The sequence below is a fragment of the Phaeospirillum tilakii genome (assembly GCF_042683125.1).
GTDB lineage: Bacteria > Pseudomonadota > Alphaproteobacteria > Rhodospirillales > Magnetospirillaceae > Phaeospirillum > Phaeospirillum tilakii.
On the sequence record NZ_JBHUIY010000061.1, the window covers coordinates 1 to 11282 of the forward strand.

Consider the following 11282-nt stretch of genomic DNA (forward strand, 5'->3'; position numbering starts at 1 on the left):
GCGCCGCGCTGGCGCGCGGCCTGCCGCCGGCCCGGCCGGCCTGGCGCGGGCCGCTGGCGGTGGCGGCGCTGGTGCTGGTCGCCACCCATGGCGCGGCCTGGCCGGTCGAGCGCCATCTGCGCGCCTTGGCCCAGGCGATCCGCGCGGCGGTGCCGGGCTGCTGGTAGCTACCGGCCGCCGGGCGGGGCGAGGTCGGGCTGGGTCTGGTTGAGCTGGTCGCGGATGCATTTGCGCAGCAGGGCGTAATCCTTGTCGCCGTCGCCGCGCGCCCGCAGGTCGCAATCGCGCTGGATGTAGTCCGGGGTGTCGAGCCAGACCCGCTTGACCGCGTCGAGCGCGTCGCTCTGGGCGCGCAGGCAGCTCTGTTCGCGCTCGGTGTCGATGCCGTCGTTGGTGGCGGCAAGGCGGCGGCACAGGCCGTTGATGTCGTAGCGCGGCGGCCGCGCCTCGGCCCAGGCGGCGGCGGGCAGGGCCAGCGCCAGCAGCAGGATCAGCCCTTTTTCCAGCATCGGATCTCTCCCGGCAGGTCGCGCCACGGCGCCACGTCGAGCCGGCGCCACGCCACGGCGGCGGCGCCCGCGCCGGCGGCGGCCAGGGCCAGCGCGGTGGCCAGCGCCGCGCCTTCCGCCCCCCAGCGCGGCGCCAGCAGCGCCACTCCGCCCAGCGTCGCCACGATCACCGCGGCGTTGATCCGGCGCAGGCTGGCCTCCTGCCCGGTCATTCCCAGCAATTCGGGCAAGGCGGTGCAGGAAGCCGCCACGATCTGGCCGAGCGCCAGCAGGCGCAGCACCCCGGCCGCCTGTTCGAAGCCCGCGCCGAACAGCCCGAGCAGCGGGCCGGGCAGCGCCAGCATCAGCGCCAGCGCCGGCAGCGCCAGGGCGAAGCCGAGCCCGCCAGCCAGCGCGGCGGTGCGGCGCAGTCCGGCGCGGTCGCCCCGGTCGTGCAGGGCGGCGAAGCGGGGCGAGGCCAGCGCGGCGACCCCGCTGATGACGATGTTGGCGAGCAGGGCGATCCGCCACGCCAGGGCGAAGCCGCCGACGGCGGCGCTGTCGGCGACCAGCCCGAGGATCAGCGCCGGGGCGGTGGCCAGGGTCAGCTGGGCCAGTTCGAGGCTGAACAGCGACAGGCCGGGCCGCAGCAACGGCGGCGGCGGCTCGGCCGCGCCGGTGTCGCCGCGCGGCAGCAGGCGGAACAGGCACAGGCCGCCGATCAGGGCGGCGACGGTGAAGCAGGCGGCGATCAGCCCGAGCGCGTTCGGTACCGCCAGCCCCAGCAGCGGCGCGGCCCCGCAGAACAGCGCCGGCCACAGCCAGGAATAGACCATCTGGCTGAGGCCGATCCGGCGCAGCCCGGCCAGGGCGCCGGCGGCGACGGTGGAGAGGTTCTGCGGCAGGATCGCCAGCGCTCCCAGCGCCAGCGGTCCGGCCAGATCGGGGCGGTGCAGGGCGAGCCGGGCCAGCGGTTCGGCCGCCAGCGCCAGCGCCAGGGCCAGGCCGCCCGACAGCAGGCCGACCAGCAGGACGGCGTGGTGGATCAGGCGGCGGGCCTGGCCGGGCCGCCCCGCCGCCAGGGCGATCGCCACCTCGCGGGTCAGGGCGCGGTCGATCCCCAGCCGGCCCAGTCCGGCCAGCGCCACCATCAGGCTGAACACGATGTAGAAATCGCCGGCGCCGACCATGCCCAGCCCGGCCGCCACCAGCAGGTGGAAGCCGTAGCGGCTGGGCAGGTCGAGCAGGCGCGAGCCCAGCGCCGGCACCGCCGCCCGCAGCAGGCCATGCGGGGCTGCCGCCCCGGCCCCGCCCGGAGGCTGGCGCCTCCGGACCTCCCCCTTTTTCTTGAGAAAGAAGGGGGCGCGGGCAGCGCCCGCGCGTTTCACGGAGCGGCTCCGTGGAAGACGAACAGGGTGACGCTCTGTGCCGGCAGGTCGGCGGCCAGGGCGGCGTCGCGATAGCGCGCGGGCGGCAGCGCCTCCAGCCGGCCGGCGGCGAGGCGGTAGGTCTCGACCGCGCCGCCGGGGGCGAAGCCGGCCAGGGTCAGAAGCAGCGGGGCGGGGGCGTCGAGCCGCTTGTTGATCGCGATCACGGTCAGGGCGCCGTCGCCCTCGCGCCGGGCGGCGAAGCCGGCGACGTCGTCGGGGTCGCCGCCGCGCACCGGCAGGCTGCGTTCGCCGAAGGTCGAGCGGTGGCCGTCGTAATTGCGGTAGAGCTTGAAGGCGAGGTAGGTCGGGCTGCCGGGCGCCGGGGCGGCCCAGCGCGCGGCGAGGTCGAGTCCCTCGCGGCCGAAGATGCCGAGCAGGTCGGCCTGGGCGGTGGCGCCGTTCATCGTCCCCTCGGCGCCCCAATTGTATTCGGTCAGGGCGATCGGGGTGCCCGGGTGGTAATAGGTATCGACCCAGCGCCGCAGCCGGGGGATCAGCGCCACCGTGTCGTTGATCCAGGTCGGGTTGCGGTAGCTCCAGTCCCACAGGTCGCGGGTCGAGCGGTTGCGCCGCAGCTGCATCTCGCGCGACAGGTCGTCGTCCTTCTCGCGATATTCGCCGCCCTGCGGGTAGTAATGGACGCTGACCACATCGACCGGGTGGCCGGCCGCCTTCCATTCCTTCAGCAGCCAGGGCAGGTAATCCATCCCGCCGGTCTGGTTGGCGCGGTCGGGGGCGTGGTCGAAGCCGTGGCTGTCGGCATATTGCTGGTCGAAGCCGCTGTGGAGATAGCCGCCCCAGCCCCATTCCTCCGGCGCCACCACCTGGGCGCCGGGGTCGATCGCCTTGACCATCGCCGCGTAGGTCTTGACCCGGTCGGCCACCTCGCGGGCATGGGCGCCCTCGGGATGGACGTCGCGGTGGATGCCGTGCCAGAAGCTCGGCTCGTTGTCCATGATGTAGTAGCGCAGCCCGCCCTGGGCGGCGGCGCCCCACTGGGCGACGATCCGGCGCACCCATTCGGCCTGATCCTCGGGGCCGGACGGCTCGGCGGCGTCGGTCGGGTCGTTGTCGCGGATCGGGGTGCCGTCGAGGGTCAGGCCGTTGCCGGCGCTGGCGAAGCCGTCGAGGTCGGCCTCCTGTTGCAGGCCGTATTTGCCGAGCGAGAAGCTGGCCAGCGGCTTGCGCCCCTCATCCAGCCGCGCCACCCAGCCGATCATCGGGATCGTCAGCATCGGCTCGGCCCCGCCGGCCCGGCTCAGGGCGAGGAAGCCCTCGCCATGCTGGTCGAAGATGTCGTCGGAACAGGGCAGGCTCTCGAAGAACCAGTCCTTGCCGGCATTGCGGGCGTTGATCCGCCAATTGTAGAGCGAGGCGCTGTTGCCGCCCGAGCGGTTGAGCGGCAGGTTGAGATCGCGCAGGGTGGCGGTGGGGGCGAAGCCGACCCCGTAGATCAGCGGGCTGATCGGCCGGCCCTCGGCCCCGGCCTCGATTGTCAGCGCGACCGGGGCGGGGTCGGCGGCGGCGGCGGCAACGGCGCCCCCGCCCAGCAGCAGGGCGCCCAGCAGCAGGGCGGTCGGGACGGGATTCATCGCGGGGGGGCCTCCCAGTCGGCGTGGGCCTGGTCCTCGAGGTGCAGGCGCCAGACATAGGCGAAGATCGCCAGGATCAGCGCGGTCTCGCCCGGCGACAGCGTGGGCGGGTAGAGGTTCGAGATCAGCAGCACATAGACGATGTAGTCGAACAGGCTGGCGAGGAAGAGGCTGTCGTTGACCCGGCGGAGCCGGCGATAGAACAGCAGCCCGCGCAGCTCGTACAGCACCAGCAGCCCCGCCCCGATCAGCCCGTATTCGAACAGGATGCCGAGCCAGGTGATGTCGGCCAGGAAGAAGAAATGGTCGAAATAGGCGAACAGGCTGTCCGAGCTGACCGGGCTGATCGTGCCGACCCCGAAGGTCCAGCGCACCGGATCGAGGCCGAGGAACGACACCGCCTTGACGATGGTCTTCCAGCGCACGTCGAAGCCGCTGCTCGATTCGGTGCTGAACATCGTGCCGAGATAGCCGAACGAGAACAGCCCGGCCAGCGCCAGCGGCACCAGCAGGATCAGGCCGAGCCGCTGGCGCGGGCTGGCATGGGTCAGCGCGTTGATCGCGAACACCCCGGCCATCCCCACCACCATCGCCCGGGTCTTGACCACCAGCAGGGTCAGCAGGAAGCCGGCGGCGATCCCGGCCAGCCAGCGCCAGCCGTCGCCGGCCAGGAAGCGGCGGTACCAGTAAAGGGTGGCGACGATGGCGAAGAACATCGGCATGCGGATCCGCTCGCCCCGGCTGTCGACCGAGAACAGCGGCGACGAGCCGAAGGCATACTGGCCGCTGTACCAGGAATGCGGCACCAGCGCCCACAGCAGCACCAGCAGCACCAGCGTCGCCACCCCGCAGCGCAGGAAGGCGGCCTCCAGCTCCGCCAGCGTCGGCCGCACTTTCAGCAGCAGGCCGAGGAACGAGAAGAAATACAGCATCGGCAGCAGCTTGACCTGGGCGGTCAGGCCGAGGAAGAAATCCTGGTGGAAATAGAAGATCGCGGCGAAGCTCGGCACCACCGTCAGCCACAGGAAGGTGAACAGCACCTGCCGGCTCATCGGCAGGCGGGCTTCCGTCCGCAGGAAGACCACCAGCGGCAGCGACAGCAGCGGAAAGGCCTTCGACAGGCTCCACAGCGGCGGCAGCCCCTTCATGTAATGAAAGAACTGGCCGAACAGCGGCAGCAGCAGCAGCAGCAGCGCCATCCGCCCGGTCCGCAGCCGGACCGGCGGCGCCGCCTCGCCCTCCGCCGGATCGGACGCGGGCGCCGGCCTCATTGGCCCGAGGTGCCCATGTTCTTGTTGATGGTGTAATTGACCCCCCGGTTGAACGGGATGGTCTTGTTGATGTACTGGTCGATCCACTGGTCGAGTTCGGCGATCGAGGATTTGGGCACGAACACGGTGTCCTGCGCCTCCAGCGCCACCGCCTGGGTGCGGTCGCCCTTGTCGACCAGGGCCTCGAGATTGATCAGCCGCACCAGCGGCCGCCCGTCCGGCCCGGGCCGGATCAGCACCACCTCGTCGCCGCGTCCGGTTTCGAGGATGCCGCCGGCGACGCTGACCGCCTGAAGCGGGTCCATCCGGTCGCGCAGCGGCACCACACCGGGATTCTTGACCTCGCCGCCGACATAGATCACCGGGGCGTAATGACGGACGCTGACCGAGGGCTGGGCGTCGCGGGCGATCCGGCGTTCGACCAGGATCCGGTCGATCGCCGCCTCGATCTCGGCCACGGTGCGGCCGCCGACGTCGATGCCGCCGACCACCGGCAGGGTGAAGCGGCCGTCCGGCCCGACCTGGGCCTCGAAATTGAGTTCAGGATTGTAGGGCAGCACCACCGCCAGGGTGTCGCCCGGCCCGACCCGGTAGGGCGGCAGCGGCTCGCCGATCAGGCGGAACCCGGTCGCCTCGGGCGAGGTCACCCGGGTCGGGCCGCACCCCGCCAGCAGCGCCACCGCCAGCATCGCCCCCGCCGCGCCTTTCCATCCGTGCCTCAGCCCCATGCCGCGTCGTCTCCCGTCGGTCGTCATTGATGGTGGTTCGAGCCTTCGCCGCCGGCCGCCAGCCAGGCGGCGGTGGCGGCGAGGCCCCGGTCGAGTCCGGTCCAGCTGATGCCGAGCGTCCGCTCGGCCGCGCCGGAGTCAAGCCGGATTTCCTGGCGCCACAGCGCCGCCAGCGAGGGCGGGATCGGCGGCGGCAGCCGGGTCGGATCGCGCCCGGCCCGCGCGGCGGCCCGCTCCAAAAGCTTCAGCGGCGGGGCGAGCAGCCGGGTCTCCAGCCGCAGCCGCCGCTCCGAGCGCCGGGCCAGCGGCACCGCGCCGATCGCCTTGGCGAAGCGCAGGAAATATTCGTTCCAGTCGGGCGGGTCGGCCATCGCCAGATTGAAGGTGGCGCCCGCCGCCGCCGGGCGGGTCAGCGCCGCCAGCGTCGCCGCCACCACGTCGTCGATCAGCACCAGATTGGCGATGCCGTCGCCGCCGGCGCCGAGATCGCCGATGCGCCGGGCCCGCAGCAGGCGGGCGATGCGGCCGCTCCATTGTTCGCTGCCCGGGCCATGGACGCAGCCGGGGCGCAGGATCACCGCGCGCGGATAGCTCCGGCTGCGCAGCTCGATCGCCCGCTTGGCGGCGGCATAGGGGCCGAGCCGGTCGCCGAACGGGGCGGATTCGTCGATCCGGCCCCGCGCCGCGCCATACACCGCCATCGAGCTGAACTGGACCAGCAGCGGCGGGGTCGGGCGTTGGGCGGCGGTGGCGACCAGCGCCTCGTTCGCCGCCACCATCGCCGCCGGGGCGGCGGCGATGGCGTTGACCACCGCGTCGCAGCCGTCGAGGGCGGCGGCCAGCGCCGCCGGGCGGGTGGCGTCGAGGGCCAGCCCGCCGCCGCTGCCGTGGCGGCTGGCGGCGACCGGCTCGGCCCAGCCGCTGGCGGCCAGCGCGGCGACGATCCGGCGGCCGATGAAGCCGGTGCCGCCGAGCACCAGGATGCGACGGGTCATGCCGGGACTCCAGACGGGGGCGCGGAAGATGGGGGCGCGGGAGCTGGGGTGGTGCCGGCCGGGACGGCGGCGCGGTCGCGCAGGTGATGGGCCAGCCGCAGCCCCAGCGCGATCGCGGTCAGGGTCGGGTTGGCCTGGCTCGAGGTCGGGAACACCGCGCTGCCGGCGAGATGGAGGTTGGCGATCCCATGCACCCTGCCGTCGCGATCGACCACCCCCTGGCGCGGCGAATCGCTCATCCGCGCCACCCCGATATGATGGCCGCCATAGGCGCCGTAGCGGGTCATCTCGCTCTCGACCTGATCGGGGTCGTAGTCGAACCGGCCGACGCAGCTCGCGGCGATGTCGACCGCGAACAGGGCCAGGGTGCGGCTGACGGTATCGACGTCGCCCCGGCCATAGCGCCAATCGACCACCAGCCGGGGCAGGCCGAGTGCGTCGCGCTCGTGCCCCAGCGTCACCCGGCTGGCCGGATCGGGCTGCTGCTCGGCGTGGAAATCGAGGCTGAACAGGTTGGCGCGCGAGCGGATCACGATCGAGGGGAACTTGCGCTCGGCCAGCCGGCGGTCGCGCAGCAGATGCAGCATGAAGCCGATGGTGGCCGGCAGGTCGCCCGCGACGTTGCCGAGATGGCGCAGCCGGTCGGCCAGCCCGACCGCCTCGCCGCCATGCAGCCGCTTGCCGTATTCGTAGGGAATGAAGGCGCGGGCGAGGTAGAGCAGCGACAGCGCGCCGTTGCGGTGGCTCGGGTCGGTGATGCGGGGATGGTGCAGCCGGGCGATGACGTTGCCGAGGCCGAGTTCGCGCTGGACGTCGGGGCGCAGCGCGATCCGCCGCCGGCAATAGGTGCCGTCGTCGGCGATGTCGTAGCCGTTCCAGGCCGAGAAGGGCGGGCCGTCGATCCGCAGCCGGCCGATGGTGCCGGCGAGATGGCACATGTAGAACCGCCCGACCAGATCATGGTGGTTGCCGATTCCGGCCGGGGCGCGGTCGTGGCTGGCCAGCAGCAGCCGCACCGTCTCCAGCCCGCCGGTGGCGAGGACGAAGCGGCCGGCGGCGACGCGGAAGGCACCGCCTTGCAGGGTGCGGACCTCCAGCGCCTCGACCCGCTCGCCCCCGTCCGACAGGGCGATGTGGACGACGTTGGCATGCAGCAGCACCCGCAGATCGGCCGCCTGCTCCAGCTTGTGGCGGTAGCGGCGGCCGAAATCGGTCGGGCAGCTGAAGCGTTCGAGGGTGTTGGTGGTGAAATGCGGGCTGGCGAAGCCCGGGATCATCGGCCGCAGCGTCCGGTCGAACGCGGTCTCGGCGGTGTAGGCGAAGGCGCCGGCCTCGACCAGCCGGTTGGCGCGCGGATAGAACGGGGCGAGGTCGGCCGGGCCGATCGGCCAGCCGCTGTGGGGAATGGCCGGGCGGGGCTCGAAATCGATCGGGTCGAGCGGCATCGACCGCCCGCCCCAGGTGGTGGTCGAGCCGCCGAGGCGGCGTTCGCGGTAGCGGTCGAGCGGGCTGTGGCGGGCCGGGTCGGTGACGGCGCCGCGATAGAGCGCCTGGCTGTCCTCCTCGCGCCCGAACCCACCGGATTCGAGCAGGATCACCGACAGGCCGGAGCCGGCCAGCTCCAGCGCCATCGCGATGCCGACCGCCCCGGCCCCGACCAGACACAGATCGGCGGTGAGGGTCTGGCCGGCGGGCAGGTCACGGGCGTCGAGGATCATGGCGCGGCCTCAATAGGCGTTGCGGTGGATCATGCCGACCACCGGAGTCGCCAGCAGGATGCGCAGGTCGAGCAGAATCGACCAATGTTCGATGTACCACAGATCGTGATCGACCCGGCGGCGGATGTGATCGTCTTCCTCGATGCTGCCGCGCAGGCCGTTGACCTGGGCCCAGCCGGTGATGCCGGGGCGGACCCGCAGCCGGGCGTAATAACGGCTGATCACGCTGGCGAACTGGCGGTCGTGCGACAAGGCGTGGGGACGGGGGCCGATCACCGACATCTCGCCGCGCAGCACGTTGAGGAATTGCGGCAGTTCGTCGAGGCTGGCCCGCCGCAGCAGCCGGCCGACCCGGGTCACCCGGGGATCGCGCCGGGCGGCGGCCTGGGTCGCCCCGTCCGGCTGGCAATCCTCGACCCGCATGGTGCGGAACTTGTAGAGCCAGAAATCGCGCCCGTTGAAGCCGCCGCGCTGCTGGCGGAACAGCACCGGCCCGGGGCTGTCGAGCCGGATCGCCAGCGCGATCAGCAGCGACAGCGGCACCACCACCGGCGCCAGCAGCAGCAGCAGCACGATGTCCTCGATCCGCTTGATCAGCCAGTTCCAGCCATCGAGCGGGCGGTGCATCACCGTGATCATCGGCAGCCCGGCCAGCAGCCCGGCGCTGGGATTGCGCACCAGCGGGAAATCGCGGGTCAGGGCGTCGAGCCCCTCGGGGCAGATCTGCACCTCGACCGACAGGCCCTGCAACGCGTCGATCACCTGATGCAGCCGGTGATCGCCGCTCCAGGGCAGGGTGATCACCACGCAATCGACCCGTTGGTCGCGGATCGCCGCCAGCAGGTCGCTCACCCGGCCGGTGATGGCGAGCCCCTCGGCCCGGGCGGCGGCGGCGAGGCGGTCGCGCCGGTCGTCATACAGCCCGGCCAGCCGCACCGAATCCTCGCCGCTCCGCAGCCGGTGGGCGAGGGCGCGGCCATTGGCCTCGGCCCCCAGCACCGCGACCCGCGCCGACAGCCGGCCGTCGCGCTGGGCCCGGCGGACCCGTTCGACCGCCACCAGCCGCGCGCCGACGAAACCGGCGGTGGCGAGCCCCAGCCACAGCCCGGCCCAGATCCGCGAGAAATCGGCGCTGACCTTCAGCATGAACCCGGTCGCCACCATCAGCAGGAACACCAGCGCCCAAAGGCCGATCGCCCGGGCCGACAGCGCCCAGACGCTGCCGGCCAGCCGGGCGGCATAGGCCTGACCGAGATTGAACACCACCAGCGCCAGCATCGTCGCGAACGACATCGCCAGCCATTCTTCCTGGGCCAGCGGATCGGCGCCGCCAAACCGCAACCAGTGGGCGAGAAAACCGGCGGCCAGGATGATGGCGAGGTCCGCCAGCCGCAGCATCATCAACGTGGCTGCCAGCCAGCCAAGTTGCTGCAACTTTTTTACTTCAATCGCGCTGATCTTGGTCATCTTTTCGTGGCCATGTCGGGAGGCTGCCAGAGTCGATGATCGCATCTCTAAGTAAAAAAACGTTTTCATTTCGGTTCGGCAACGAATTCGCGCCAAACCGGGATGGCGGCGCCGGACCATCCTCAGGTTCAGAAGGTATCTCAGTTTTGTCGGAATTTATATGAAATTAACGGTTACCTTCGGTCATGATGATCTGGCACAAAAGCATAGATGCCTGTACTTTCAGTAGAATTTAGCCAGGTCTTCGCCGCGCCGGGCGATGGCGCCCGCGCGGCCGGCCGGGCCGGCTGTGACGGGATGAGGCGGGGGATGATGATCCGTCGCGGCCGGATGCCCGCGCGGGTGGCAAAACGAGTCCTGGTCCGGCTCGTGGTTTGTTCTTCGGTTTATTTTTTATTTCTTATTGTGTCGAGATGTGATTATTGGTGGCGCCCTGTGAGGATGCGGCCCGATAATCACAGCCATCGATAGATAAACCGTGGGATATAGACGCGTCTTTTGTTGAAGACGATCCCGGCGATATCGGCGCCCTGGCCGTTGAGCCGGCCGATCAGCTCCTGGGCGATCGGAATGCGGGTGCTTTCCGCCTCGATCACCACCACCACCTTGTCGGCGGTGGTGCTGACGGCGAGGCCGTCGAACGAGCCGAACACCGGGGGGGCGTCGATCACGGTCAGGCCGACGGTGGCGCGGACCCGGTCCCAGAAGGCGGGGAAACCCTGGCCGCCGCCGGACGGGGCCGCGCCGGGGGCGGCCGGGCCGATCCGGCTGACGTGCAGCGCGGTGGCGCCGATGCGGTGGAGGGTGACCGCGGTGCGGGCCAGCGGCTGGGGCAGGGTCCGGTCGGTGTAGCGCAGCAGCAAAGCGGGATCGAAGCCGAGATCGATCGCCGGCCCGGGCGCGCCGTCGGCGGTGGCGGCGCGCTGGAAATGGTCGTACTGGCTGGGATTGACCCAGTCGAGGTCGAGCAGCAGCACCGGGCGGTCGCTGTTCTGGGCGGCGACGCGGGCGAAATCGCGGGCGATGGTCGAGGTGCCCTCGCCGCGCCGGGCGGCGATGAATTCGATCACGGCGCCGCGCTCGCGCGCCTGGAGCGCGCCGGCCAGCACGCTCAACAGCCGCTTGGCGTCGTTGCGCAGCGACACGGTTCCGCCCCCGGGCGCCTCGGGGCGCGGCGGCGGCGCGGCGGCGGCCTGGCGTTCCGTCGCCACCGTCTCGACCGCCGCGCCGAGGGCGGCGGCGGGGCCGGTGGCGGGGTCGGCCGGACCGAGCCCGGGCTCGGCGAGGCGGGCGACCACCTCCTCCGGGCTGAGGCCGGACTCGAGCAGGGCCTTGATCCGCAGCCGCAGCGCGGGCGGAAGCGAAACGGGGGGGGCGGGGGAGGGCGTCACTCTGGGCGGTTTCCTTCGCGGTCCGGAGGCGGAGGGGCGGGCGCGGCCACCGGTTCGGCCGGCGGCGGCGGGTCCGGCGGGGGGAGATTCGGCGGCGGTTCGGCCGGGGCGGGCGGCGGCAGGCTGAGCTGAAGCAGCGGGGCGGCGGCCTCCGGCGCGGGGCGGGCGCGGTCGAGCCAGCGGGCCAGCGGCGGGGCGGCGG

At 72.2% G+C, this 11282-nt stretch carries 10 protein-coding genes; all 10 read right to left on the bottom strand.

Going from position 1 to position 11282, the window contains the following annotated elements; all coding sequences use genetic code 11:
- Window positions 1-167 precede the first annotated feature (167 nt).
- Window positions 168-509, bottom strand: coding sequence for a hypothetical protein (locus ACFSNB_RS17775; protein ID WP_377319024.1), 342 nt, complete (start codon window positions 507-509; stop codon window positions 168-170).
- Window positions 491-1876 (bottom strand): lipopolysaccharide biosynthesis protein, encoded by a 1386-nt coding sequence (locus tag ACFSNB_RS17780; protein WP_377319026.1) that lies wholly within the window; start codon window positions 1874-1876, stop codon window positions 491-493. The genes ACFSNB_RS17775 and ACFSNB_RS17780 overlap by 19 nt, the downstream gene beginning before the upstream one ends.
- Window positions 1873-3510, bottom strand: a complete 1638-nt coding sequence (locus tag ACFSNB_RS17785; RefSeq protein ID WP_377319028.1) for a glycoside hydrolase family 44 protein — start codon at window positions 3508-3510, stop codon at window positions 1873-1875. Before ACFSNB_RS17785 ends, ACFSNB_RS17780 begins: the two co-directional genes overlap by 4 nt.
- Complete coding sequence (locus ACFSNB_RS17790; RefSeq protein WP_377319030.1) at window positions 3507-4781, bottom strand: hypothetical protein; 1275 nt, start codon at window positions 4779-4781, stop codon at window positions 3507-3509. Before ACFSNB_RS17790 ends, ACFSNB_RS17785 begins: the two co-directional genes overlap by 4 nt.
- The gene (locus tag ACFSNB_RS17795; RefSeq protein ID WP_377319032.1) at window positions 4778-5509 is read right to left on the bottom strand and encodes a polysaccharide biosynthesis/export family protein; all 732 of its coding nucleotides are present in this window, start codon (window positions 5507-5509) and stop codon (window positions 4778-4780) included. The genes ACFSNB_RS17790 and ACFSNB_RS17795 overlap by 4 nt, the downstream gene beginning before the upstream one ends.
- A 23-nt stretch (window positions 5510-5532) precedes the next feature.
- Window positions 5533-6504 (bottom strand): NAD-dependent epimerase/dehydratase family protein, encoded by a 972-nt coding sequence (locus ACFSNB_RS17800; RefSeq protein WP_377319034.1) that lies wholly within the window; start codon window positions 6502-6504, stop codon window positions 5533-5535.
- The gene (locus ACFSNB_RS17805; RefSeq protein WP_377319036.1) at window positions 6501-8222 is read right to left on the bottom strand and encodes an FAD-dependent oxidoreductase; all 1722 of its coding nucleotides are present in this window, start codon (window positions 8220-8222) and stop codon (window positions 6501-6503) included. Before ACFSNB_RS17805 ends, ACFSNB_RS17800 begins: the two co-directional genes overlap by 4 nt.
- A 9-nt stretch (window positions 8223-8231) precedes the next feature.
- Window positions 8232-9689, bottom strand: coding sequence for an undecaprenyl-phosphate glucose phosphotransferase (locus tag ACFSNB_RS17810; RefSeq protein WP_377319038.1), 1458 nt, complete (start codon window positions 9687-9689; stop codon window positions 8232-8234).
- 455 nt (window positions 9690-10144) lie between these two features.
- Entirely contained in the window at window positions 10145-11080 is a 936-nt protein-coding gene (locus ACFSNB_RS17815; RefSeq protein WP_377319040.1) for a P-loop NTPase family protein, read from the bottom strand.
- A partial coding sequence (locus tag ACFSNB_RS17820; RefSeq protein WP_377319042.1) for a hypothetical protein occupies window positions 11077-11282 on the bottom strand: 206 nt, incomplete at its 5' end. The genes ACFSNB_RS17820 and ACFSNB_RS17815, both read right to left, overlap by 4 nt.

Coding starts and splice junctions, on each gene's coding strand:
- ACFSNB_RS17790 (WP_377319030.1), bottom strand. CDS start 4,781: ATGAGGCCGGCGCCCGCGTCCGATCCGGCGGAGGGCGAGGCGGCGCCG.
- ACFSNB_RS17795 (WP_377319032.1), bottom strand. CDS start 5,509: ATGGGGCTGAGGCACGGATGGAAAGGCGCGGCGGGGGCGATGCTGGCG.
- ACFSNB_RS17785 (WP_377319028.1), bottom strand. CDS start 3,510: ATGAATCCCGTCCCGACCGCCCTGCTGCTGGGCGCCCTGCTGCTGGGC.
- ACFSNB_RS17800 (WP_377319034.1), bottom strand. CDS start 6,504: ATGACCCGTCGCATCCTGGTGCTCGGCGGCACCGGCTTCATCGGCCGC.
- ACFSNB_RS17810 (WP_377319038.1), bottom strand. CDS start 9,689: ATGACCAAGATCAGCGCGATTGAAGTAAAAAAGTTGCAGCAACTTGGC.
- ACFSNB_RS17775 (WP_377319024.1), bottom strand. CDS start 509: ATGCTGGAAAAAGGGCTGATCCTGCTGCTGGCGCTGGCCCTGCCCGCC.
- ACFSNB_RS17805 (WP_377319036.1), bottom strand. CDS start 8,222: ATGATCCTCGACGCCCGTGACCTGCCCGCCGGCCAGACCCTCACCGCC.